20 protein-coding genes are annotated in these 23,380 nt (G+C 71.6%); 4 read left to right on the top strand and 16 right to left on the bottom strand.

The annotated features are described in order from the left end of the window. Window positions 1-67 precede the first annotated feature (67 nt). The 4 genes from atzF to OG963_RS34920 are packed head-to-tail and all read right to left on the bottom strand — an operon-like array spanning window position 68 to window position 6,695. The gene (atzF, locus tag OG963_RS34905) at window positions 68-1,714 is read right to left on the bottom strand and encodes an allophanate hydrolase (protein ID WP_371799807.1); all 1,647 of its coding nucleotides are present in this window, start codon (window positions 1,712-1,714) and stop codon (window positions 68-70) included. 9 nt (window positions 1,715-1,723) lie between these two features. Further along, window positions 1,724-5,248, bottom strand: coding sequence for a 5-oxoprolinase/urea amidolyase family protein (locus OG963_RS34910; protein WP_371799808.1), 3,525 nt, complete (start codon window positions 5,246-5,248; stop codon window positions 1,724-1,726). Next, window positions 5,245-5,880 (bottom strand): urea amidolyase associated protein UAAP2, encoded by a 636-nt coding sequence (locus tag OG963_RS34915; protein ID WP_093775169.1) that lies wholly within the window; start codon window positions 5,878-5,880, stop codon window positions 5,245-5,247. Before OG963_RS34915 ends, OG963_RS34910 begins: the two co-directional genes overlap by 4 nt. After that, on the bottom strand, window positions 5,877-6,695 hold the full coding sequence (locus tag OG963_RS34920; RefSeq protein WP_093775500.1) for an urea amidolyase associated protein UAAP1: 819 nt from the start codon (window positions 6,693-6,695) through the stop codon (window positions 5,877-5,879). The genes OG963_RS34915 and OG963_RS34920 overlap by 4 nt, the downstream gene beginning before the upstream one ends. A 198-nt stretch (window positions 6,696-6,893) precedes the next feature. Between OG963_RS34920 and OG963_RS34925 the strand changes: the two genes are divergently transcribed. Next, the gene (locus tag OG963_RS34925) at window positions 6,894-7,526 is read left to right on the top strand and encodes a TetR/AcrR family transcriptional regulator (RefSeq protein ID WP_371799809.1); all 633 of its coding nucleotides are present in this window, start codon (window positions 6,894-6,896) and stop codon (window positions 7,524-7,526) included. 180 nt (window positions 7,527-7,706) lie between these two features. Here the strand turns inward: OG963_RS34925 and OG963_RS34930 are convergent, their stop codons facing one another. The 10 genes from OG963_RS34930 to OG963_RS34975 form a co-directional block, all read right to left on the bottom strand. Next, on the bottom strand, window positions 7,707-8,144 hold the full coding sequence (locus OG963_RS34930) for an SPW repeat protein (RefSeq protein WP_078878776.1): 438 nt from the start codon (window positions 8,142-8,144) through the stop codon (window positions 7,707-7,709). A gap of 116 nt (window positions 8,145-8,260) precedes the next feature. Further along, window positions 8,261-9,220 carry an ADP-ribosylglycohydrolase family protein gene (locus OG963_RS34935; RefSeq protein ID WP_093775173.1) on the bottom strand — a complete coding sequence of 320 codons (960 nt, stop codon included), beginning with the start codon at window positions 9,218-9,220 and terminating at the stop codon, window positions 8,261-8,263. Window positions 9,221-9,224: 4 nt separating this feature from the next. Further along, window positions 9,225-10,754: an amino acid permease gene (locus OG963_RS34940; protein WP_093775175.1), complete on the bottom strand. Its 1,530-nt coding sequence runs from the start codon at window positions 10,752-10,754 to the stop codon at window positions 9,225-9,227. A 43-nt stretch (window positions 10,755-10,797) separates the two neighbouring features. After that, a complete protein-coding gene (locus OG963_RS34945) occupies window positions 10,798-11,817 on the bottom strand; it encodes an isopenicillin N synthase family oxygenase (RefSeq protein ID WP_093775502.1) in 1,020 nt (339 codons plus the stop codon). Next, window positions 11,817-12,677: a hypothetical protein gene (locus OG963_RS34950; protein ID WP_319737546.1), complete on the bottom strand. Its 861-nt coding sequence runs from the start codon at window positions 12,675-12,677 to the stop codon at window positions 11,817-11,819. The genes OG963_RS34945 and OG963_RS34950 overlap by 1 nt, the downstream gene beginning before the upstream one ends. 188 nt (window positions 12,678-12,865) lie before the next feature. Beyond that, a complete protein-coding gene (locus OG963_RS34955; protein WP_371799810.1) occupies window positions 12,866-13,510 on the bottom strand; it encodes a fasciclin domain-containing protein in 645 nt (214 codons plus the stop codon). Window positions 13,511-13,597: 87 nt separating this feature from the next. Further along, window positions 13,598-15,133, bottom strand: a complete 1,536-nt coding sequence (locus OG963_RS34960) for a molybdopterin-dependent oxidoreductase (RefSeq protein WP_371800342.1) — start codon at window positions 15,131-15,133, stop codon at window positions 13,598-13,600. A 313-nt stretch (window positions 15,134-15,446) separates the two neighbouring features. Continuing rightward, entirely contained in the window at window positions 15,447-16,811 is a 1,365-nt protein-coding gene (locus OG963_RS34965) for a deoxyribodipyrimidine photo-lyase (RefSeq protein ID WP_371799811.1), read from the bottom strand. Window positions 16,812-16,824: 13 nt separating this feature from the next. Beyond that, window positions 16,825-17,580, bottom strand: a complete 756-nt coding sequence (locus tag OG963_RS34970; protein ID WP_371800343.1) for an anti-sigma factor domain-containing protein — start codon at window positions 17,578-17,580, stop codon at window positions 16,825-16,827. A gap of 14 nt (window positions 17,581-17,594) precedes the next feature. Continuing rightward, a complete protein-coding gene (locus OG963_RS34975; RefSeq protein WP_093930021.1) occupies window positions 17,595-18,179 on the bottom strand; it encodes a sigma-70 family RNA polymerase sigma factor in 585 nt (194 codons plus the stop codon). Between the two features lie 190 nt (window positions 18,180-18,369). Here OG963_RS34975 and OG963_RS34980 point away from each other — a divergent pair, with 190 nt between their 5' ends. The 3 genes from OG963_RS34980 to OG963_RS34990 all read left to right on the top strand — a co-directional run bounded on the left by OG963_RS34980 (window position 18,370) and on the right by OG963_RS34990 (window position 21,051). Next, a complete protein-coding gene (locus OG963_RS34980; protein WP_030918513.1) occupies window positions 18,370-19,032 on the top strand; it encodes a PadR family transcriptional regulator in 663 nt (220 codons plus the stop codon). 229 nt (window positions 19,033-19,261) lie between these two features. Further along, a complete protein-coding gene (locus OG963_RS34985; RefSeq protein ID WP_371799812.1) occupies window positions 19,262-20,275 on the top strand; it encodes an ATP-binding cassette domain-containing protein in 1,014 nt (337 codons plus the stop codon). Continuing rightward, window positions 20,272-21,051 (top strand): ABC transporter permease, encoded by a 780-nt coding sequence (locus tag OG963_RS34990; RefSeq protein ID WP_093930022.1) that lies wholly within the window; start codon window positions 20,272-20,274, stop codon window positions 21,049-21,051. The genes OG963_RS34985 and OG963_RS34990 overlap by 4 nt, the downstream gene beginning before the upstream one ends. Window positions 21,052-21,368: 317 nt before the next feature. On the opposite strand, the gene OG963_RS34995 is transcribed toward OG963_RS34990, so the two are convergent. Together OG963_RS34995 and OG963_RS35000 are read right to left on the bottom strand one after the other, a co-directional pair. Beyond that, the gene (locus OG963_RS34995; protein WP_093775189.1) at window positions 21,369-22,211 is read right to left on the bottom strand and encodes a siderophore-interacting protein; all 843 of its coding nucleotides are present in this window, start codon (window positions 22,209-22,211) and stop codon (window positions 21,369-21,371) included. A gap of 46 nt (window positions 22,212-22,257) precedes the next feature. Continuing rightward, complete coding sequence (locus OG963_RS35000; protein WP_371800344.1) at window positions 22,258-23,166, bottom strand: 5'-3' exonuclease H3TH domain-containing protein; 909 nt, start codon at window positions 23,164-23,166, stop codon at window positions 22,258-22,260. Window positions 23,167-23,380: the final 214 nt, after the last annotated feature.

A 23,380-nucleotide genomic window follows, 5' to 3' on the forward strand; every position in this document is an offset into this window, starting at 1 on the left:
GATCGGGCCGACCGTCCGGGGACGAGGACCGGGTTCGGTGGACGGTACTGCGCCCCCGTGCTTCGGGTCAGCGGTCGAGGTAGGCGCGCCAGCCGCCGTGCGCCGTGATGTCCGTTGCGCTGCGCAGGGCGTAGGGCTCGCACAGGAAGCCGGGCGCCGTCGTGCCGTCCGAGAGCTCCACCCGGCCCAGTGTCATGGGGGGCGGGAGCTCCGCCGTGAGGCGGCCCAGGCCCTCAGGGGGCAGTTCCCAGACCTCCACCTCGATCGCGGCGCCGCCTTCGCCGACCCGTTCCAGGCCGGGCTTGGGAGGGTCGGTGCGCAGGGCGTGCAGGCGGTACATCGGGGCCGTGGTCGTCGTGCGGAGCAAGTGGGCACCCAGGTCCAGGAGTTGAGGGTTCAGGGGCTGGCCCGCCAGATGGGCTCCCGCGACGACGAGCCTGGTGGGTGGGGTCAGTAGCGCGGTGATGCGGGCCAGGCGCTCATCCGTGTCGGCCGGGCCGATCAGCATCACGCCGAAGGGGTGTCCGGCCACGTCGCCGGCCGGGGCGGCCACCGCGCACAGGTCGAACAGGTTGGTGGAGTTGGTGAACCGGCCCAGCCGTGCGTTGGTGCCCAGCGGGTCCGCGGCGACCTCCGCCAGCGTGGGGTGACCCGGTGCGGTGGGCAGGAGAAGGGCGTCGGCGTCGGAGAGGGCCGTCATGGCGGCGTCGCGCAGAACCGCCAGCCGGTCCCGGTCGGCGAACAGACGGTGTGCCGGGATGTCCCGGGCCGCCGTGATGATGTGGGCGACGGTGGGGTCGAGGTCGTCGGCGGCGGGAGCGGCGTCGATGAACGCGCCGACGGCCGTGTAGCGCTCGGCCACGAACGCTCCCTCGTACAGCAGGGCGGCGGCTTCGAGGAAGGGGGCCAGGTCCACCGGTTGCAGGTGTGCGCCCGCCTCGTGGAGGCGGACGGCCGCTGCCTCGTACGCCTCCGCCCAGCCGGGGTCCAGGTCCCCCAGCTGTCCGGTCGTCGGGACCGCGATCCGCCAGGGCCCCGGTGTCCGGGCGGGCGCGGACCGTGGCGTGGTCGTGGTCATCAGGGCGAGCGCCTGCTCTGCCTCGGGGAGCGTACGGGCGAAGACGGTCACACAGTCCAGGCTTGCGCAGGCCGGGACCACACCGTCGGTCGGGACCAGGCCGCGGGTCGGCTTCAGACCCACGATCCCGTTGAACGCCGCCGGGACCCGGCCGGAGCCCGCGGTATCGGTGCCGAGCGACAGGTCGGCGATGCCGAGCGCGACGGCGACCGCGGAACCGGAGCTGGAACCTCCGCTGATCAGGGACGGGTCATGGGCGTGACGCACCGCCCCGTAGGGGGAGCGGGTGCCGACCAGCCCCGTGGCGAACTGGTCGAGGTTGGTCGTGCCGATCACCAGGGCTCCGGCCGCACGGAGGCGGGCCACGGCCGGGGCGTCGGCCGTCGGTTCGTACGCGTACGACGGGCAGCCCGCCGTGGTGGGGAGGCCGGCCACATCGATGTTGCCCTTGACGGCCAGCAAGCGGCCGGCGAGCGGGAGATGTTCCCCTGCGGACACGCGGGCGTCGAGGTTTCCGGCCTCGGCCTCCACCTCGGACAGCGGGCGCAGGTCGATCCAGATCTCCGGGCGGTCGACGGCCTCGATCCGGGCGTGGGCGGCGCGGACCCGGGCCAGCACGGGTGCGGGCGTGGTCATGTGTGCTCCTCAGTTCGTGGGGGGCGGTGCCAGGACCAGCAGTGCCGAACCCGGTTCCACCTGGGCACCCGGCCGGGTGAGGATCTCCACGACGACGCCGTCCGCCGGGGCGTGGACCCGGGACTCCATCTTCATCGCCTCCAGGGCGAGAAGAGGCTGACCCGCCGTCACCGTGTCACCCGCGGCGACGTTCAGCTGCCAGACCGACGCCGCGAACTCGGCCTCCACCAGCCGGCCGCCCGGCGGCACCGTCACCTCGGCGGCCGGGGGCGCCGGTTCCGTGGCGGCCTCCGCCCGCGCGAACTCGCCGGCCGCCTCCCAGGCGTCCCGTTCCGCCGCGAAGGCGGCGCCCTGACGGGTGCGGAAACCGGCGATCGAGTCGGCGTCGTCGGCCAGGAACCTCTCGTAGCGCGCCAGGGAGAACTCGCCCTCCTCGATCCGCGGAACGAACCGGCCGGACGCAATGTCCGCGCGGAGCTCCAGGAGTTCGTCCGCCTCCACGGGGTACCACTTGATCCGGTCGAAGAACCTCAGCAGCCATGGTGAACCGGGCTGGAAGGCGCCGCGCTGCTGCCACCCCGACCACACCTGGGTGGTGCGCCCGACGAACTGGTATCCGCCCGGCCCCTCCATGCCGTAGATGCACAGATAGGCGCCGCCGATGCCGACCGAGTTCTCCGCCGTCCAGGTGCGGGCCGGGTTGTACTTGGTGGTGACCAGGCGGTGCCGGGGGTCGAGCGGGGTGGCGACCGGTGCGCCCAGATAGACGTCGCCGAGGCCCAGCACCAGATACTCGGCGTCGAAGACCGTGCGGTACACGTCGTCGACCGAGTCCAGGCCGTTGACCCGGCGGATGAACTCGATGTTCCAGGGGCACCAGGGAGCGTCGTCGCGTACCCCGGCCATGTAGCGGGCGATGGCCTCGCGGGTCGCCGGATCGTCCCAGGACAGAGGCAGATGGACGGTCCGTGACGGCACGGTCAGAGCGTCCGTGGGCGGGAGCGCCGCCTCGGTGGCGTGCAGGAGCGCCAGGAGCCGGTGCTGGGGGAGGAGCTCCGGATCGGTCTGGATCTGGAGCGAGCGGATGCCGGGTGTGAGGCCGGTGATGCCGGGGACGGCCGCCGCGGTGAGCGCCTCCATCAGGGCGTGCACCCGCATCCGCAGGGCCAGGTCCAACTGCATCGGACCGTACTCGACCAGCACGTTGTCGTCGCCGCTGCGGCGGTACGTGACGTCGTCGCTCCGGTACAGGATGCCGCCGTCGACGATGTCCGGGCGCCGCTCGCCGGTGATCGTCACCGGGGTGAAGCGGACCGTGTCGCCCGGCCGTAGCTGGCCCAGCTTCCACCGCTCGCCCGTCACCACCGTCGCCGGGCAGACGAAGCCGCCCAGCGACGGCCCGTCGGGGCCGAGCAGCACGGGCATGTCTCCCGTGTAGTCGACGGCGCCCACGGAGTACGGCGTGTCATGGATGTTCGAGGGGTGGAGTCCGGCCTCGCCGCCGTCGGTGCGGGCCCAGCGTGGTTTGGGGCCGACCAGCCGGACGCCGGTGCGGGCCGAGTTGAAGTGGACCTTCCAGTCGGCGGCGTAGAAGTCGTGGATGTCCTCCTCGGTGAAGAACTCCGGTGCGGCGTGCGGGCCTTCGGCCGCGCCGATGTGCCAGCTGCCACCGATGTGCGGACGTTCGGCGTCCGGTACGGCGGCGCCCGGTGTACGCACCGCGCCGCCGTGCAGGACATCGCCCGTGCGCAGGGCCCGGCCGCCGTGCCCGCCGAAGCCGCCCAGGGTGAACGTCGCCGCGCTGCCCAGGAAGTCCGGCACGTCCAGGCCGCCGCCGGCGAAGAGGACGTACGTACGCAGACCGTGTCCGTCCGGTGCGCCGACCGCGAGTGTGGAGCCCGCCGGGACGGTGAAGGGTTCCCACAGGGCGACCGGTTCGCCGTCGACCGACACGGGGGCGGGTGCGCCCGTCACACAGACCGTGGTCGGGTGGGTGAACCGAAGGGCCGGGCCCTGGAGCGTGCATTCGAGGCCGGGCGCGCCCGCGTCATTGCCGAGCGCCGTGTTGCCGAGGCGGAACGACAGGTCGTCCATCGGGCCCGACGGAGGGACGCCGACCTGCCAGTAGCCGGTACGGCCGGGCCAGTCCTGCACCGTGGTGAGGGTGCCGCCGGAGACCACCTCGATGCGCGGGGTCGGGTCGCCGACGGTGGCGAGCGTGGCCGTGGAGTGCGCGGCGGTGCGGACCCGGTCGTCGGCCAGAGCGGCCCGTACCAGTCCGACATTGGTCTCGATGCCGTCGATCCGGGTGGCGGCGAGTGCCGAGTCCAGCCGTGCGAGGGCCTCGGTGCGGTCGGTGCCGTGCGCGACGACCTTGGCCAGCATCGGGTCGTACGACGTCGTCACCTCCGTTCCTGTCTCGACCCAGGTGTCGACACGGACTCCCTCGGGGAACGCGACCCGGGTCAGCAGGCCCGCGCCGGGGCGGTGGTCGCGGGTCGGGTCCTCGGCGTAGACCCTGGCCTCGACGGCGTGGCCGCGCGGCGCATCCGGTTCGCGTACGACATCCGTGTCGCCCTGGGCGAGGCGCAGCATCCACTCGACGAGGTCGACGCCGTAGATCTCCTCGGTGACCGGGTGCTCGACCTGGAGGCGGGTGTTGACCTCCAGGAAGTACGCCTCCGCGCGCGCCGCGTCATAGACGAACTCCACCGTGCCCGCCGAGCGGTAGCCGACCGCCCCGCACAGATCCTGGGCGGACGCGGCCAGTTGTTTACGGACGTGCGGCGGCAGCCCCGGGGCGGGGGCCTCCTCCAGGACCTTCTGGTTGCGGCGCTGGAGGGAGCAGTCGCGGTCGCCGAAGGTCACCACCCGGCCCCGGCCGTCGCCGAAGACCTGCACCTCGACATGGCGGGCGTCCTCCACGAGGCGTTCGAGGAAGACACCGGCGGAGGAGAAGGACGCGGCGGCGACCCGCTGCACCCGCTCCCAGGCGTCGGCAAGGTCGTCGACGGATCGACAGGCCGACATGCCGATACCGCCGCCACCACCGGTCGCCTTGAGCATCACGGGATAGCCGATGCGGTCGGCCGCCGCCACCGCCGACGGCAGATCGGGGAGCAGCCCGGTGCCGGGGGCGAGCGGTACGCCCGCGGCCTCGGCGGCCGCGCGAGCGGTGTGCTTCGCCCCGAACAGCTCCAACTGCTCGGCGGTCGGGCCGACGAAGACGATCCCCGCGTCCTCGCAGCGCCGGGCGAACCCGGCGTCCTCGGAGAGGAAGCCGTAGCCGGGGTGGATGGCCCCGGCCCCGGTGTCCTTGGCGGCCTTCAGGACCAGGTCGGCGTCGAGGTACGACTCCTTGGCGGGCGCGGGCCCCAGGCGTACCGCCGTGTCGGCGAGGCGGACATGGGGCGCTGAGCGGTCGGGGTCCGAGAACACCGCGACCGTACGGAGACCGAGCCGGCGCGCGGTGCGGATGATCCGTACCGCGATCTCGCCCCGGTTGGCCACCAGCAGTGTGTCGAAATTCGTCATGGGGTGGCCTCGCCGATGGTGGCTTCGACGGCCGTGGGGTCGAAGCCGTTGCAGGGGTTGTTGATCTGGGGGCAGTTGGAGACCAGGACCAGGACGTCCCGTTCGGCGCGCAGGGTGACCCGCAGACCGGGGGCGGAGATGCCGTCGACGATGCCCAGCGTGCCGTCCATCTCCACGGGGACGTTCATGTACCAGTTGATGTTGGAGACCAGATCGCGCTTGCCGAGTCCGTGCCGGGCGCCCTCCGCGAGGAAGTTGTCCACACAGGCGTGCTGCGACCAGGTGTGGTGCCCGTAGCGCAGGGTGTTGGACTCCTTCGAGCAGGCGCCGCCGACCGTGTCGTGGCGGCCGCAGGTGTCCTCGGTGACCGTCATCAGCGGGGTGTGCTCGTTGGACAGCAGCACGCTGCCGGTGGTGAGGAAGATGTTGCCCTGCGCGTGGACGGTGTCCGGGGCGCTGTAGCGGACGGTGGTGTCCTGGGCGTCGTACACCAGGAAGTCCACGGCCTGGTTGCCGTGGAGATCGGTCAGGGTGAGCTGTTCGCCGGCGCGCACGACGGCGGACCAGGCGGCCTGCGCGGGGATCACGTCCGAGCTGCGGACGGTGCTGGTGACAGTGGTGGCGACGGTCATGCGAGCCCCCTGGCGGTGAGGAAGTCGAGCGTGTTGAGGAAGGCGCGGCGACCCTCCGGTGTGGCGTCCCAGAGCTGGTCCCCGGGCGCGGTCGGACGGGCGCGCCAGGCCAGCACCTCCAGCGGGGTGCAGACGTAGTCGGGGCGCGGGTCCAGCGGATGCGGGACGTTGGCGATGAGCACGGTCAGGTCCTGCTCGGCGCGGAGTGTCACCGACGCGCCGGGTCCGGCGGAGCCGGTGAAGTCCAGGGCGCCGTCCGCACGTACCTCGACACCCTGGAAGAAGGAGAGCGACGGTGGCAGATCGCGCGGCCCGAGCCCGTTCTTCGCGGCAGCGAGCTTCAGCAGTTCCCGGCCGGCCGGGGACGGCGACTGCGGGGAGCCGTCCCCGTACCGCTCGGTGTTGCGTACGAGGGTCGACGTGCCGCACAGGGCGTCGTGCCGGCCCGAGCCGTCGGCGACCACGGCGGCGAGGACCCGCCCCTGGTCGGAGAGGAGCAGCCGGTCGGCGCCGAGGTAGGCGTTCCACTGGACCTTGACGGTGTCCGCGGTGTTGAGCCGCTCCCAGGGGCGCCCGTCCACGTACAGCAGCAGATGGGCGCAGGCGTCTCCCGCGAGATCGGTGAGCCGGAGCTCGGTGCCGCGGGCGAGCACCCGGTGGGTGTAGTTGCCCCCTGCCACGGTCTCGGCCCAGACCGGCGTGCCGGGGACGGCCGCGGGCCAGTCGCTCGCGGGTACCACCGGCATGGTTTCGGTACGGGTGCCGTGCTGGGCGCGGGCGTGGTCCCGGGCTCCGTGTGTCGTCGCTGTCGCCATGGCTGGACCCTCCGGCTCGACGTGCCTGTCGATCGCGCGCTTCTGTCGCGCACCTCCGTGGTGCATTTCCGTCGCGCATTTCTGTCGCGTGACAGAAATTAGGACGCGGGCGAGTCGGGGCCATTGCCCGTCCGTTGCACGGGAGTTACCGAGTGCTCACCAAGATCGGGGCGGACGCGGATGTGCGACGATCGGCCCATGTCCACCACCGGGAGACGGGTCGGCCGGCCGCGCGCCCAGCAACGCGCGGACAGCGGACTGTCCGCGCGCGAAGAACTGCTGACCGCCGCCGCCGGGCTGTTCACCACCCGCGGGTACGCCGCGACCACCACGCGGGCCGTCGCGGAACGGGCCGGTATGCGGCAGGCGACGATGTACCACTACGTCGCGGGCAAGGAGGACCTCCTGGCGGAGCTCCTGGAATCCACGGTGACCCCGTCGTTGGCGCTGGCCAGGAAGCTGCTCGCCGATGATGCGACGGCCGCCGAGGACCGGCTGCGGGAGCTCTGTCGCTCCGACGTGGCGCTGCTGTGCGGCGGGCCGTACAACCTGGGTGCGCTGTACGTGCTGCCCGAGGTGCGGGCCGAGCGGTTCGCCGGCTTCCACCGGGTGCGGGACGAGCTGAAGGAGGCGTACGGGACGCTGCTGGCGGCGACCCGTGCGGGGGCGGCGCTGGACGAGGGGGAGCTGGCGCTCCGTACCGATCTGGTCTTCGGGCTCATCGAGGGCGTGATCCTGGTCCGCCGCTCGGGGCCGGAACGGCCGGTGGCCGCGTTCGCGGCGGCGACGGCGGATGCGGCATTGAGAATTGTGGGGGCGCGGCCCGACTGACGGCCTGGCTGCCCGGCCAGGGTGGTGTGCCTTCGGGGCCGGACCGTGCCTCGGTCGGCCGGGTGCCCGGCCGGTATGGGCCGTGCGGACGGGGCATGCCTGGGCCGGCCCGCTCGGTGCGGACCGGCCGGCGGCTTTCCGTCCTCCGTTCGTCCCGGCGGCGATCCGCCGGGCAGGTTGTCAGGTCCGACTGTTCTTCATCGAGGCACCGACGCAGACCAGCCCGAGCAGCAGCGCCAGACCGCCGATGATGACGTTGTTGATGATGACGCCCATGTCAGGGCTGCTGCCGACGATCCACGGCGACACGATCATCCAGATGCCCATGGCGCAGATGGCCCAGCTCAGGCCGTACATCCGGGCCGGCATCACGGTGAACCCGAGTCCCAGCACCGCGATCGCGATTCCCATGATCAGGTTGTGCTGCACGAGTGTGGGCTGGCTCGCGGTGAAGTGGAGCACCCAGGGCGAGATGGCGCAGTAGAGGCCGACGAGGAACACCGGTCCGTCCACGAGTGCCACATCGCGACCACCGAGCATGCGGGCATAGCGTTCCCGCATTTCGGAAACATCCGGGTGACTGGTTATGTCAGCGCGGGTGTGCGAGACGTTGGACATGAGAGTCGTCTCCTTCGATCCTGCAGGCCCGACCGCGGAGGGTGAGGGTGAAGTGCGGTAGGCGCCTCTTCACACCATTCTGCGCTTATCTGGGCCTTATGTGCATGTTTCGTCCCTTAGGAACTGTGCGAATCCAGGCTTCGGGCCAGCGACGTCAGCTGTTCCGTTCGCAGGACCCGGCCCCCGAACCCCGGCAGGGGGACATGTAGCGGCTCCGTCCAGCGCGACGGGATCGCATCCCTCCCGTGCACCGCCCCGGCCAGGCCGCCGGTGACGGCCGCGACCGTGTCGGTGTCCCCGCCCACGTCGATGGCGGCCGCCAGCGCGGCCTCGAAGGTACGTGTCGTGCGCAGCGCCCAGACCGCGGTGCCCAGGCACGGCCACACCGCGCCGTTGAACTCCGTCGCCAGGCCGGGGTGCCAGCCGGGGGCGAGGACCGTCGCCCAGCGTTCGCGCTGGTCGTCGTGGACGGCGGCCAGGGCGCCGGGGACGGCGGTGAGCGGGTCGTCGCCGTTCAGTGCCACCCGGATCAGGTCATGGAGGACGGCGGTGCCCTCCCAGGCGGCCCGGTCGCCGTGCGTCAGTGCCGCGATCCGGCGGGCGGCGTCCATCGTTGCGGCCCGCGCCGCCGGTTCCGGGCCGTCGGCCCGCGCGAAGTACACGGCGGAGGTCGCCGCCCGCATCAGCGAACCGTTGCCTGCCGCACGCCCCTCGACCTGGAAGTGGAGTGCGGCGGCCACGTCCCAGGGATCGCCGCTCGTCAGGACGGACTCGGTCTGCAGACCGATGTCCTTCGGCTCGCCCGCCGCCCACCGCCGGAACCTGCCGAACATGTCGGCGAGGTCGAGCCCGCCCCGCTCCAGCAGGGACTCACCGACCAGAACTGCCATCTGGGTGTCGTCCGTCGCCTCGCCCGGATCCCAGCCGCCGCCCCCGCACATCGCTCCGGCACCCTGGGGGAACCGGGTCGTGTACACACCCGCAGGACCGAACTCGAACGGCGCCCCGAGCGCGTCCCCGACCGCCGATCCGACGACGGCGCCCACCACCCGGTCCTGCCTGCTGCCCTGGTCCATGGAGTCAGCCTAGGGAGACCGACCTGCTCCGGTACACCTGATATGCCGCGCCCAGCAGGACCGTCGCGGCAAGGAACAGGACCGTGAACCACTGGAAGTACCAGTGCCCGCCGGCCGGGTCGTACACCGCGGCCCGCGGCCAGGCCAGATTGACGGTCATCACCAGCCCGTACAGCAGCGCGAGCGTGTTGACGGCAAGGCCCCAGCGGCCCAGCGAGAACAGCGGTCGGCCCGTCTCGTCCACGGCGTCCGTCCGGGCGGCGAACGTACCGCGCAGCCGGCGGACCAGCAGGGGACCCGTCACCATCGAGTACGCGAGGTACAGCATCACTATGCAGGTGGTGCCGATCGCCAGGAACGCCTCGGGTGACGCGAAGTTGAGCAGCAGCAGGACTGCCGCGAGGACGCCTACGACGACGGCCGGGGCGGTCGGCATACCGGTACGCGCGTTGACTTTCGACAGCAGGGCGGAGCACGGCAGCCGGCCGTCACGGGCCATCGAGAACAGCATCCGGCAGGCCGCCGTCTGCACGGCGAGGGTCGCCACGGCGATGGCGATCACCACGTCGACCAGGAGCACCCGGCCGACTCCGTCGCCGAGACTGCTGGTCAGCACGTAACTCATGCCGTCGACCGCGAGATGACCGTCGGTCAGGCTGGGCGCCGCCAGCAGCCCGCCCAGCACCAGCAGTCCGCCGAGCAGACCGGCCGCGCCCAGGGCGGACAGGATGGTGCGAGGCGCGGTACGGCGTGGGTCGCGGGTCTCCTCGCTCATCTCGCCCGCGCTGTCGAAGCCGATCATGACGTACGCGGCCGTGAACGAACCCACGAGGAGTGCGCCGAACACCCCCGTCCCGGCGCCACCGGTATGGAAGGTGACGGACGGAGTGCGTTCCGAGTGGGTGAGGAGCAGCACGACGATCAGCGCCGCGCCGATGATCTCGGCGGTCACACCGACCCGGTTGACGATCGACATCACGCGGTTGTCGACGATGTTCACGAGTGTGGTGAGGACCAGCAGGATGGTGCCGAGCAGCGCCGCGTTGGTGGCACCCGTCGGGGACAACGGCGCCGGGTCGCCGCCGATCAGCTGGAACCCCGACCAGATGGGCGGCATCACCATCTGCAGGGCCAGCGCGGCCGCGGCGACCACCACGATCTGGCCGATGACCATGATCCAGCCCGCGAACCAGCCGAAGGTCAGGTTGGAAAGCCGCGACGACCACTGATAGATCGCACCGGATATCGGGTAGCGGGCGGCGAGTTCGGCGAAGCAGGCGGCGACCAGCAGCTGGCCGATCAGCACCGCGGGCCACGCCCAGAAGAAGACCGGGCCGCCGAAGGAGTAGCCGACGGCGAAGAACTGGAAGACCGTCGTCAGCACCGAGATGAACGAGAAGCCCGCGGCGAACGAGGCGTAGCGGCCGAGGCTGCGGTGGAGCTCCTGGCGGTAGCCGAACTCCTGCAGGGGGGAGGCGGATTCGGCGGGGACGGGGGGATCGGGGAGTACGTCGGTGGGCGCGGTGACGGACATGGCAGCACCTGCTCTCAGGGACGGGGAGGGGAAGGGAGGGAGTTCAGGAACGAGGGGTGTGGCGTGCTTCCTGGCCGAACGAGGAGAGGGGGAGGGCGCCCGGGGGCAGCGTCGTCCCGCCGTCGGCCAGCCGGCGCCCGAGATAGCGGAAGGTCTGGACGGTCTGCGCGTAGAGGTGTTCGCCGGCGACGACGCCGGGGCGCGCGGGCCGGCCGGGACCGGTGAAGGCGGGTAGCGGGGTGATGCGGGTGTCGTGGTCGACGGTGCAGAACAGCGGGAAGGAGTAGCGCTCCTCGGTGACCTTGCGGACCCGGTGGGAGGTGGCGGTGAACTCGCCGTTGGTCCAGAGCTCCAGCAGATCCCCGGTGTTGACGACGAAGCAGTCGTCGAGCGGCGGTGCGTCGATCCACTCCCCGGCGCCGTTCATCACCTCCAGACCGGGGGCGGTGGGGCGCAGCAGGGTGAAGCACTCGTAGTCGGTGTGGGCGCCGATGCCGGGGCGGTCCTCCGCCGTCGGGTCGTACGGGTAGTGGATCAGCCGGAGCTGGCTGGTAGGCCGGGTGAGATACGGGGTGAACGCGTCCCGGGGCAGGCCGAGCGCCTCGGCGAAACCCCCGAACAGGGTGTGGCCCAGGGCGAGGACGGCGTCGTACCAGGCGGTGACCGGCTCACGGAACCCGGACAGCGCCGGCCACTGGTTGGGGCCGAGCAACGGACCGGTGGTGTCGGGGAGTTCGAGGGAGAGGTCGAAGGCTTCCTTGCGGTCGGCGGTGGCGCCGGCGAAGACTTCCTCGCCCTCGGGGACGTAACCGCGATGGTTGGACGACTTCCCGATCCAGCAGGCCATCTTCTCCTCGACGGGCTGGGCGAAGAACGCCTTCGCGGCAGCGAGCAGCCGGTCGAACAGCGCGGGGTCGATTCCGTGGCCCGAGAGGTAGAGGAAGCCGGTCTCGCGGGCGGCGCGCCCCAACTGGGCTACGACGCGGGCGCGTTCTTCAGGGTGGCCGGTGCGCAGGGCCGTGATGTCCACGACCGGGAGATCGGTGAAGGAGGTCGGGGACATCAGCCGATGCCTTCCGGTGCGGGCGCGCATGAGGTCGCGGATGCGGCGAGGGCAGTGCTTCCGGTGGAGTGGAGCGCGGCGAGGAGTCCCTCGGCGGCGGTGATCTCGAAGACCCGGGTGTACGGGGTGCCGTCGGGCCGCGCGTCGTTGACCACCAGTCCCGCGCAGCCGTCGAGCGCAGGGGCCGGTACGGCGCCCACACGGTGGGGCAGCGTCGAGCGCTCGACGGTCCACCGGCCGTGGTCGATCCGCCCGAGGGAGAGCTCGAAGTCGAGGAGGGCACGGGCCCGGCCGATGTCGGCGGCGCCGCGTACCAGTTCGGCCAGCGAGACATCGGGGGGCAGCGGCTCGGCGCGGTCACGCACCTGGGCGAACCGGTCGCCGGCCCGGACCAGCAGCCCCGTGCAGCCGGTCTCCGCATCGAACAGCTCGACGGCGGCGGACGGTCCGGCGCTGCGCACCGGGCGCCAGTGCTCGAGGTACGCGACGTGCACGCCCGTCTCGACGAGCACGGCGCCCTCACGGCGCAGCCGCCCGGCGTCGGGGAGTCCGGCGGGCCCGAAGTCGAGGGTGCGGGCCCAGTGGAACACGTCGGAGCGCTGCCGCAGCCGCCCCGCGAAGGCCTCCTGGCGGGTGAGTGCCAGAAGCTCTTCGAAGCGGAGGCCGGACAGGGAGGTGGCGCCGGGGTGGCGGGGGTGGTTCACGGGCTGCCGCAGATCCGCGTACCGGGCAGGGCCCTGAACCCAGGTCACGGCGGTGGTGGTGTCCCGGCGCCCGTCCGCGTCGACGAGCAGCGAACGGTGCCAGACACCGGTCAGTTCGAGAACGGACGGCGGGAGGGCGTGCGGCCTCGCGGACATGGCGGCCCCTTGCGGCGCGGCGGCCGGAGCCGCATTCCTGTCGGATGACAGAAATTAGGGAGAACCTGTTTCCGCTGAATGACACCGTCGTGTCCGTGCGGCGCCGAAGTGCTCACTGCGGTCACGCACGGCAGAGACCGGCCGGGGCGGTGACGCAGCCCCGGCCGGCCGATGGCGACCCTGTGGCGCTACTGCGGGGGCATCAGCACCGTGTCGACGATGTAGACCGTGGCGTTGGCGGTCGGGACGTTGCCGCAGACGACCTTCGAGGTGTCGTTCACCGTGTACGCCAGGTCCGAGCCGGAGGTCGTCAGCTCGCTCTTGGCCAGCGTGGTGAAGGAGCCCTTGTCCAGTTGCCTCGGCGCCAGCTTCCGGCCCACCACGTGATACGTCAGGACCTTGGTGAGCTGCTCCTTGTCCGCCAGCAGCTTGTCCAGGTCGGCCTGCGGGATCTTGGCGAACGCGTCATCGGTCGGGGCGAACACGGTGATGTCCTGCGCGTTGTTCAGGGTGTCGACCAGGCCGGCCTTCTTCACAGCGGTGACCAGGGTGGAGAGCGCCGGGTTGTGCGACGCTGCCGTGGCGACCGGGTCCTTCGCCATACCCGCGAAGCTGCCCGCACCGTCCTTCGGCACGGACGAACAGGCCGCCCCGAACGGCTTGTTCATATCCATCGACTCGCTCGCCGCGGCCGACGGCGATGTCCTGGCCGCGCTCGCGGTGGAGCCGGACGAGGAGTCCTTGGAGTCGTTGGAGCAGGCTGTCAGGGCCAGCGGCAGAAGCGCGGCGGCGGAGACGGCGACGGCGGCACGGCGAAGGTGCAGAGGGGGCATGTGATTCTCCTGGAGCGAGATGCGCGAAGCGCGCGGGACGGTCGAGAGCGGTGAAGTGAATGAGGCTGTGTGTGGGGGGCGTTCGGCTCAGGACACGTCGACCACCACCGAGTGCCAGCCGGTCGCACCGTCCGGGACGGTGCCGACGCGTTCGCCGGTCTGGGTGGCCCCGGTCCCGTCGGTCGAACGGACCTCCAGCGTGTGACGGCCGGAGGTGGCCGGCCACTCCCACACCCACTGACGCCAGGTGTCCCGGTTGTCCTGTGCCGCGAGCCGGGCCGGATGCCACGCGCCGCCGTCGACGCGGACCTCCACCCGGGAGATCCCCCGGTGCTGGGCCCAGGCCACCCCGGCGACGGGCACGATGCCGGGCCCGGGCGAGGCGAACGGACGCGGTGTGTCGATCCGGGACTCCGTCTTGACCGGCGCCTGCTGGGACCAGCTGCGCCTGACCCAGTAGGCGTCGTACGAGGCGAACGTCGTGAGCTCGATGTCCTTGATCCACTTGCAGGCCGAGACGTACCCGTACAATCCGGGCACCACCATGCGGACCGGGAAGCCGTGCGCGAACGGCAGGGGTTCACCGTTCATGCCGAGGGCGAGGATCGCGTCGCGCCCGTCCATGACCGTCTCGACCGGCGTGCCGATCGTCATGCCGTCGACGGAACGCGCCACGATCTGGTCGGCGGCACCGCCCCGCGAAGGCGGCTTCACCCCGGCCTCCCGCAGCAGATCGGCCAGCCGCACACCGATCCACCGGGCATTGCCCACGTACGGGCCGCCGACCTCGTTGGAGACGCATGCCAGGGTGATGTCGCGCTCGATGATCTCCCGCCCCAGCAGGTCCTGGAAGCTGACCGTGAGAGGGCGGGCGACTCCCTTGCCGTGGATCCGCAGCCGCCACGAACCGGCGTCGATGCGCGGCACGACCAGGGCGGTGTCCACCCGGTAGAAGCTCTTGTTCGGGGTGATGAACGAGCTCAGCCCGCGAATCCGCAGATCCGCCCCGGGCGGCACGGCGGGCGCCGGCGACTCGGGTACCGGTAGGACGAGATCACGCCGTGAGGCGGCGGCACCGGCCTGGACGGAGGCCGTCAGCCGCCGTCCCAGGAACCCCGCACCGGCCGAGGCCGCCGCCGCAGCGGTCGCCGCGATCACGAAACCGCGCCGGTCGAAGGCGCCGCCCCGCGGCCCGACCCTCACGCCGGCCGCGGGAGCGGGACTGAGTACCGGGCCGAGCCGTCCGACCAGGAGATACAGCACTCCTGCGGCCACCACGGCACCCACCACCGAGGGCAGGGCATCGGCGGGGCTGCCTTCCGGCCGTCCCACCGCCGCCACCGCCCCGAGCACGCCGAAGACCAGAACGGCCGCAGAGCCGAGCCGCCGGTGCCGCGACGCCAGGATCCCGACCGCCACGGCGAAGACCGCCAGCAGCGTCAGGATGCCCAGCTGGAGCACCAGCTTGTCGGCGGTGCCGAAGTGCCGTACGGCGAAGTCCTTCACGGCCGGGGGAGTGCGGTCGATGACCGCCCCGCCCACCGCCGCGACCGGACCCGCCTCCGGACGTACGACAGCCGAGGCCAGTTCGGCCACGGCCAAGGCGCAGAATCCGGCGATCAGGCCGCTGAGCCCGGCGAAACCGGTACGTGCCCAGCGGGACCGCCGGGACCCGGTGGCCCCGTGCTCCTGCACATCGTTCTGTTCTTCGCTCACATCTGTGCTTCGTCACCCGGACGGTCCGCGGATTGGTCCGTCACCCGATCGAATGAGAAGCAATCGCCGGTCGATCCCTCAGGGTGGCGGCCACGATCACCTTCGCGGGGTACCTGCGAGGGGCCCCGTTCGGCACACACGCGGCTTCGCCCGGCACGGGCCGGCGCCCACCGGACCTGGATCGGCGGGTTCTGTCCCGGAAGCGCTGAGCAGCCGACCGTCAGTCGAGGCCGCGCGCCCGTTCGAACCTGGCGCGGGCCTCGGCCAGGTCCACCACCGGATCCGGGTAGCCGAGCCGCGCCCGGTCCTGGCCGGTGAGCTTCCATGGCTCATGGACCGCGGCGTCCTCCAGGCCTGCCAGCTCCGGCACCCAGCGCCGTACGTAGGTGCCCCGCGGATCGAACCGCTTGCCCTGGACCACCGGATTGAGCACCCGGTTGGGGCGGGTGTCCGTACCGGTGCCCGCCACCCACTGCCAGTTGAGCTGATTGTTCGCCAGATCCCCGTCGACCAGGAGATCCAGGAAGTGACGGGCGCCGACGCGCCAGTCCACGTACAGCGTCTTGGTGAGAAAGCTCGCGACCAGCATGCGGCCCCGGTTGTGCATCCAGCCCTCTTGCGCCAGCTGTCGCATCGCCGCGTCGACCAGCGGATAGCCGGTGAGTCCGGCACGCCAGGCCTCGATCTCGTCAGGATCGGACCGCCACCTGTCGCCACGCGGACGGTAGTCGGCCCATGCCGCGTCCGGCCGGGCGGAGAGGACCTGGTGGTGGAAGTCCCGCCAGGCCAACTGCCGTACGAACGCGTCGGCGCCCGGTCCACCCTTCTCCCGTGCCCGGTTCACCAGTTCGGCCGCGGAGAGGCAGCCGAAGTGCAGATACGGCGACAGCCGGGACGTCGCGTCCCCGCCGAGGTCGTCGTGGCCGGTCCCGTAGTCGGCCATCGGGCCGTTCAGCCAGGAGGCCAGCAGCTTGCGCCCCGCGGTCTCGCCGCCCTCGGCGAGACCCGGTGAGACGCCCGTGACCTCCGCTCGCGTCGGCAGCGGTGCGGAGGTCGCGCTGTCCGGCACCCGTACCGTCCGGGGACCGGTCAGTGTGCCGCGTACCCCGGCCGCCTCCCAGCGGCGGAAGTACGGGGTGAACACCGCGAAATGGTCGCGCCCCGCCGGGACGACCCGGCCCGGAGGCAGCGCGGTGACCACCGCGTCATGGACGTGCAGGGTGCAACCGACCGCCTCGAGAGCCGTACGCAGACGGTCCTCGCGTTCCCGTGCGTACCCGCTCACCCCGGCCGCGATGTGCACACTCCGCGCACCCGTCTCCGCGACCACGGCGCATACCGCGGGGACGACGTCGCCCCGGCGGACGACGAGCCGGCCGCCGCGGCGGCGCAGCTCCACGTCGAGACCGATGAGGCAGTCGGCGAGGAACGCCCGCCGGTTCGGCGCGTCGAAACCGGCCCGGCGGATGCCGTCGTCCTCGACGAAGAGGGGGACGACGGCATCCGTCCCGCGCACCGCCGCGGACAGGGCGGGGTTGTCGTGCAGCCGCAGGTCGGAGGTGAACAGCGCCACCGAGACGGTCATGGCAGGGAGCCCCTCATGCGGTCGGGAAGGTCAGCAGGGCCAGCGGCGCGGACGTCGGTTGCGGGGAGCCGCCGGCCGGCTCGACGGTGATCCCTATGCCCGACGCCCCGTCGACCGGGCCGTCCAACAGTGCGGTGTCGCTCGTAGCCGCCCGGTCGATCAGCCCCGCGGACCGCATGGTCCCACGGTCGTCGAACCACAGCTGGTACACCTTGCCGCTGGGAGGCGGCGCCATCCCCGAGGTCACGAACACGGCCCGGTTCTCGCTCCGCGAGACCACGACGGTCCCCTTCGCCCCGCCCTTCAGCGCGCCGGACCTCGTCCGCGCGTCCGGCGCCGCGAGGACCTGCGCCACCTGTTCACTGCGCTGCTGCGCCCGGTACGTCTCCTGCTGCGCGTCCCGGGCGACCTGGCTCTGCCACACCGCGATCCCGCCGAACCCGGCAGCGGCGGCCAGGGCCGCGGCGAGTGCGAACTTCGGCCAGCGGCCGGCCCGTCGGGCGCAGAGACCCGAGCGGGAGCGCCCGCCGTGCGACGGGGACTCCTGCCGCACGCCTGTGATCTCCCGCAGCACCCGGTCGCGCAACCCGTGCGGCGCGGTCGTGGACACCGCGAGCCCGAGCCGGGTGGCCGTCTCGGACAGCTCCCGCACCTCCACGGCGCAGGCCTCGCAGTCGCCGAGATGGCGTTCGAACTTCCCGCGTTCCGCGTCCGGCAGCGCGTGCAGGGCGTACGCCCCGGTCAGCGTGTGCAGTTCGGCCCCGCTCATGCGATCCACCTTGCTCATGCGCTCACCCCGAGGCAGTCGCGCAGCCGGATCAGCCCGTCGCGCAGTCGTGTCTTGATCGTCCCGAGCGGTACGGACAGGAGTTCCGCCACTTCGCGGTAGGTCAGACCGCGGTAGTAGGCCAGCGTGACGGACTGCCGTTGCAGCTCGGTCAGGGTCCGCAGACAGCGGCGTACCTGCTCCCGCTCCAGCCGGCTCTCGACCTGCTCGGTGACCTCGTCGAACTCCGGCGTACGGTCCAGCAGCGCCGCCCGGTGCTCCCGGGCCTTGGTCGCCTCGACCGAGCGCACCCGGTCCACCGCCCGGTGATGGGCCAGGGTCAGCACCCAGTTCATGGCGCTGCCGCGGGAAGCCTGGAAGCGTGCGGCGGTCCGCCACACCTCGACCAGCACTTCCTGCGCCACCTCCTCCGACTGTGCGGGGTCGCGCAGCACACTCCGTACAAGACCGAGGACCGGGCCGCAGACCGCGTCGTACATCCTGGCGAACGCATCCTGGTCGCCCCGGGCCACCAGCTCCAGGAGCTCCTGGAGGTCGGGCCCCGCCGATGGTGCTCCGCTGATGTGCACGGCTACTTTCACGCGGGCTTCCTCCCAGGATGCGCATCGGTTCCGTGAGGTGATTCGGAGCCGACGGCAGCGCGGATTGGTCAGTGCGCGAAATCTTTTCACGTCGTACCGAATTCGCGATACATCGTGGTTGACGTGTCGTGTCACTCGCGATATGTTCGTCCACGAGTATTCGATGGCGGAGTGAAGGGCGGCGGGGGCGGTGGCCAAACGGCGCAAGCTCACCAATCCACTGGCGTTGACGGTGATGGTGCTGCTCGCGGAGCGGTCCATGCATCCGTACGAGATCGCCCAGACGCTTCGCCGGCGCGGCAAGGAACACAGCGTCAAGATCAATTTCGGCTCGCTGTACACCGTCGTCCAGAACCTGGAGAAGCACGGTTACGTCGAGGTGGCCGGTGTGCAGCGTCAGGGCAACCGTCCCGAGCGCACGCTCTACGGCCTCACCGAGGCGGGGCGCGTCGAAATGATCGACTGGCTCTCCGACCTGCTGGCCGCGCCGGCCGCCGAGTACCCGCTCTTCGAGACCGCGCTCTCGCTGCTGCCGGTGCTGCCGCCGGAGGACGTGGCGGAGCTGCTGGAGACCCGGGAGGGTGCACTGGAGCTCCAGTCCGCGGCGCTCCGGGGTGTCCTCGGCCAACTGACGGGGAAGCTGCCCCGGGTGTTCGTCGTGGAGACCGAGTACCAGCTCCACATGATCGACGCACAGCTGGAGTGGATCAAGAAATTCCGCACGGAGCTCGCCGACGCCACGATCAGCGGTATCGAGGAGTGGAAGTCCTTCCACGAGACCGGTGAAGTGCCGCAGGACTGGCAGGACCTGGACGAACAGGAGATCGTCCTCGACCCGGAGCGGAAGACGTAGCGCAACGAGAGCACAGGAGCACTACCGGAGAAGAAGTACCGGAGACGAAGAAAGACCCTGGCAGGGGGCTGTTGGAGCAGCGCCCGCCAGGGTCTCGAACCCCGGACCGGCCACGCCGTGAGGGCGAGCCAGGCGATCGAGGTGCGGCACACCCAGGATAGCCCGGCTCCTTTCACGCGGTTCGGCTCGGTATGCCCGAACACCCCGCTGACCACAGGAGAGCTCTGTCATGAGCACCCGTGCGCCCGCAGTAGAGGCGCGACAACTGATCAAGACCTATCCCGGCGATGTCACCGCACTGAACGGCATGAACCTCACCGTCGGCGCCGGCGCGGTCTTCGGACTCCTCGGCCCCAACGGCGCCGGAAAGTCCACCACCGTGAAGATCCTCACCACGCTCGCCCGCCCGGACTCCGGAGCCGCGACGGTCGCCGGACACGACGTCCTGCGCCACCCCGACCGGGTCCGCCGCGCGATAGGTGTCGTCGCTCAGAAGTCCGGCGCCGACCCCGTCGCCACCGGCCGGGAGAACCTGGTGCTGCAGGGCAGGCTCTACGGGATGCGTGGCGCCGCGATCCAGCGCCGCGCCGATGAGCTGCTGGACCGCTTCGATCTCGCCGACGCCGCCGAACGCCAGGTCAAGGGGTACTCCGGCGGCATGCAGCGCCGCCTCGACGTGGCGCTCGGCCTGGTCCACCGGCCCGAGGTGCTCTTCCTCGACGAGCCGACCACCGGACTCGACCCCGAGGCCCGGACGGCCATGTGGGACGAGATCTCCCGGCTCGCCGGTGACGAGGGCCTCACGATCGTGCTCACCACGCACTACCTGGAGGAGGCCGACCGGCTCGCCGAACGCATCGCGATCGTCGACCGCGGCCGGATCGTCGTCGAGGGCACCCCCGACGAGCTCAAGGGTGAACTCCGCGGCGACGCGGTCCACATGGAGCTGCGCACCGACGGCGACCGTACGGCGATCACCGGCGTCCTGACCGCGGTGCCCGGGGTGTACGAGGTGCAGGCCGACGGCCGCCGGGTGAGCGTCCGCGCCGAGGACGGCGCCGCCGCCGTCCCCGTACTGCTCACCGCCCTGGAGCAGGCCGGTGCGTCGGTCGCCGCCGCCACCGTCGCCCGCCCCTCCCTCGACGACGTCTATCTGCGCTACGCCGGACGCCGCTTCTCCGAGGCCGAGGCCGCAGATGACGGGCAGGCCTCCGCTCCCATCGCCGCAGGAGGCCCCCGATGAGCAGTCAGACCCTCGCCCAGACCTGGTACATGACCCAGCGGCAGCTGATGGCGATCATCAGGCAGCCGGTCTTCCTGGCGATCTCCCTGATCCAGCCGGTGATCTGGCTGTTCCTGTTCGGCAACCTCTTCAAGAAGGTCGTCGAGCTCGGCGGCTTCGGGACCACGTCCTATCTCGACTACCTGATCCCGGGCATCGTGGTGATGAGCGCCCTCGGATCGAGCATGTGGGCCGGGATGGGAACCCTGGAGGAGATCGAGCGGGGCACGCTCAACCGTTTCCTGACCACCCCGGTCAGCCGGAACGCGCTGATGAACGCCAACGTCGTGCAGAACGGCATCAGCACCGCCGTGCAGTCGGTGATCATCGTGCTGCTCGGCTGGGCCGCCGGTGCCACCTACCCGGGCGGGGCGGGCGGACTGCTGATCCTCCTCGTCGCGTCGATCCTGCTCGGCACCGTCTTCGGCGCGCTCTCCAACGCCTTGGGGATGCTGGTCCGCCAGCGTGAGTCGATCATCGGCATCAACACGTTTCTGCTGCTGCCGCTGACCTTCCTCTCGTCCTCGTTCATGGCGCCGAGCCAGATGCCGTCGTGGATGCGGCAGATCGCGGACTTCAACCCGGTCAACTGGGCGATGGTGGCAGGCCGTTCGGCGCTGACCGCCGACCCCGACTGGGGTCTGGTGCTCAGCCGCGGGGGAGCGCTGCTGGTCCTCGCGGTGGCGGCGGTCTGGCTGTCGACCCGCACCTTCCGCTCGTACCAGAAGTCCGTCTGACGGTCAGGAGCGCGGCGGGGTTACGACGGCGCCGCGTCAGGGAGCCGGTCCGGGGGCGTCCGCCCCGGACCGGCTCCGCGGCCTGCGGACCGCGCGCACCACGCGATGTCCGGCGCACTGAGCTGGCACATGTGGACGCGTCGGCCAGGGCGTACGGCGACGACGGGCCGAGGGAGCCGCGCGGAGGCGGCTGACCGGGACGTACGCACACCCGGGTCACCGTCCGGGAGCCCGTGATACGTGGACGCCCCGGTCGCCGTCCGTCCTGGACGGTGACCGGGGCGTGCGTACCCGCCGGAGGCGCGCGGCGCGGTGACCTACGCGGCGCGCTCCTGCTCGCGCTCCACCTGCTCGTTCCACTCCCGCTTCACCGAGCGCCAGGCGTCGTCGTTCTGGCCGAGGCGCCAGTAGCCGGAGATCGACAGCTGCGACAGCGGGATCTTCCGGTCGAGACGCAGATGCCGGCGGATCTCCTTCACGAACCCCGCCTCGCCGTGCACGAACGCCTGTACCTCGCCCCCGGGGAAGTCCAGCGACTTCACCGCCGCTGTCACGGCCTCGCCGACCGGGCGCTCGCCGCGGTGCAGCCAGGTGAGCTCCACCCCGTCGGCCGTCTCGATCTTCTGCTCCTCGGAGGCGTCCGCAACCTCGATGTACGCGTGCGCCACCGCGCCGGCGGGCATCTGCTCCAGCGCCGCCGCGATCGCCGGCAGGGCGCTCTCGTCACCGGCCAGGAGGTGCCAGTCCGCAGACGCGTCCGGCCCGTACCCGCCGCCGGGACCGAGGAACGTCACCTGGTCACCCGGGGCCGCCCGCAGCGCCCACGGGCCGGCCAGGCCCTCGTCGCCGTGCACCACGAAGTCGATCGCCAGCTCCCGGGTGACCGGATCCCAGGAGCGGACCGTGTAGGTGCGGGTGGTGGGCCACAGCTCGCGCGGGTACTCCTCGCGGATGCGGGCCACATCGAACGGGTGCGCATAGTCCGCGCCCTCGGGTGCGAAGCACAGCTTGACGTAGTGGTCGGTGAACCCGGACAGCGCGAAGCCGGCCAAGCCGTCACCACCGAGTACCACGCGCACCATGTGCGGGGTGATCCGCTCGGTGCGCAGGACCTGGGCCCCCTGCGCCGTGGGTGCCTGCCGCGCCGGTCGTTCTGCCACGAGGTTCTCCCTGTTCCGAATACTTAGGCAAGCCTAAGCTAGCACCTCATGTCCGAAGGGCGGAGAGCAGACGCTGAAGGGCGCCGCCCAGGCCCCACTGGTCGGCCAGTGCCTCGAGGGCGGCGGGATCGCGCGGCTCGGTGGGCAGCGCGGGATCGAACGCGGGCAGCGGTACGTCACCGGCGACCCGGACCACCCTCGGCGCGACGGCCACGTAGTCCCGCGCCTCGTCGAGCCGCTTGCGCTGCGAAGGTGTCAGCCTGGACGCCGGATCGTCCACCGCGGCCATGATGCCGGCCAGGTCGCCGAAGGCGTCCAGCAGTTTCGCCGCCGTCTTCTCGCCGATGCCGGGGACGCCCGGCAGTCCGTCGCTCGGGTCGCCGCGCAGCAGCGCCAGATCGACGTAGCCGGAGCCGTCCACCCCGTACTTCTCACGCAGCCACGCCTCGTCCGTGAGCTGCAGCGACCCGACACCCTTCAGCGGGTAGAGCACTCGCACCCCGCGGGCGTCGTCGACGAGCTGGTAGAGGTCCCGGTCGCCCGTGACGATGTCCACCGGGCCCGTGGCGAGGCCGGTGAGCGTACCGATCACGTCGTCCGCCTCGTACCCCGCGACACCGACCCGGGCGATGCCGAGCGCGTCGAGCACGTCCTCGATGATCGGGACCTGCGGGGCCAGCGTGTCGGGGGTCTCCTCCTCGTCGGGGAGTCCCTCGGCGGTCTCAACGGCGACGCGGTGCGCCTTGTACGACGGGATCAGCTCCACCCGCCAGTGCGGCCGCCAGTCCGCGTCCATGCAGGCCACCAGCTCGTCCGGCCGGTGGTCCTGGACGAGCCGCCCGATGAAGTCGAGCAGTCCGCGCACGGCGTTGACCGGCGTGCCGTCCGGCGCGCGCACCGAATCGGGGACCCCGAAGTAGGCGCGGTAGTAGAGGGAAGCGGTGTCGAGGAGCATCAGGCGTCGCGTCACACCCCGATCATGCCGCACCCCACTGACACCGGCCCGGAAGTGAACTGGATCACTCTTCTGTTTGGTCCAGGTAAGTGTGGGCAGGCGCGCCACCGGAGCGGATCACGTCGCAATTGCAACTCCAGCGCGTGTCAAGCGGGCCGAACCCGCGCCGCTCCACGGTCTGCCGGAGGGGGTGGCAGACCGTTTTCGGTTCAAC

This window comes from Streptomyces sp. NBC_01707, assembly GCF_041438805.1.
GTDB lineage: Bacteria > Actinomycetota > Actinomycetes > Streptomycetales > Streptomycetaceae > Streptomyces.

Bases quoted from the DNA above. Each gene is read 5' to 3' on its own strand.
- atzF (WP_371799807.1), bottom strand. From the start codon at position 1,714: ATGACCACGCCCGCACCCGTGCTGGCCCGGGTCCGCGCCGCCCACGCC.
- OG963_RS34910 (WP_371799808.1), bottom strand. From the start codon at position 5,248: ATGACGAATTTCGACACACTGCTGGTGGCCAACCGGGGCGAGATCGCG.
- OG963_RS34915 (WP_093775169.1), bottom strand. From the start codon at position 5,880: ATGACCGTCGCCACCACTGTCACCAGCACCGTCCGCAGCTCGGACGTG.
- OG963_RS34920 (WP_093775500.1), bottom strand. From the start codon at position 6,695: ATGGCGACAGCGACGACACACGGAGCCCGGGACCACGCCCGCGCCCAG.
- OG963_RS34925 (WP_371799809.1), top strand. From the start codon at position 6,894: ATGTCCACCACCGGGAGACGGGTCGGCCGGCCGCGCGCCCAGCAACGC.
- OG963_RS34930 (WP_078878776.1), bottom strand. From the start codon at position 8,144: ATGTCCAACGTCTCGCACACCCGCGCTGACATAACCAGTCACCCGGAT.
- OG963_RS34935 (WP_093775173.1), bottom strand. From the start codon at position 9,220: ATGGACCAGGGCAGCAGGCAGGACCGGGTGGTGGGCGCCGTCGTCGGA.
- OG963_RS34940 (WP_093775175.1), bottom strand. From the start codon at position 10,754: ATGTCCGTCACCGCGCCCACCGACGTACTCCCCGATCCCCCCGTCCCC.
- OG963_RS34945 (WP_093775502.1), bottom strand. From the start codon at position 11,817: ATGTCCCCGACCTCCTTCACCGATCTCCCGGTCGTGGACATCACGGCC.
- OG963_RS34950 (WP_319737546.1), bottom strand. From the start codon at position 12,677: ATGTCCGCGAGGCCGCACGCCCTCCCGCCGTCCGTTCTCGAACTGACC.
- OG963_RS34955 (WP_371799810.1), bottom strand. From the start codon at position 13,510: ATGCCCCCTCTGCACCTTCGCCGTGCCGCCGTCGCCGTCTCCGCCGCC.
- OG963_RS34965 (WP_371799811.1), bottom strand. From the start codon at position 16,811: ATGACCGTCTCGGTGGCGCTGTTCACCTCCGACCTGCGGCTGCACGAC.
- OG963_RS34970 (WP_371800343.1), bottom strand. From the start codon at position 17,580: ATGAGCGGGGCCGAACTGCACACGCTGACCGGGGCGTACGCCCTGCAC.
- OG963_RS34985 (WP_371799812.1), top strand. From the start codon at position 19,262: ATGAGCACCCGTGCGCCCGCAGTAGAGGCGCGACAACTGATCAAGACC.
- OG963_RS34990 (WP_093930022.1), top strand. From the start codon at position 20,272: ATGAGCAGTCAGACCCTCGCCCAGACCTGGTACATGACCCAGCGGCAG.
- OG963_RS35000 (WP_371800344.1), bottom strand. From the start codon at position 23,166: ATGCTCCTCGACACCGCTTCCCTCTACTACCGCGCCTACTTCGGGGTC.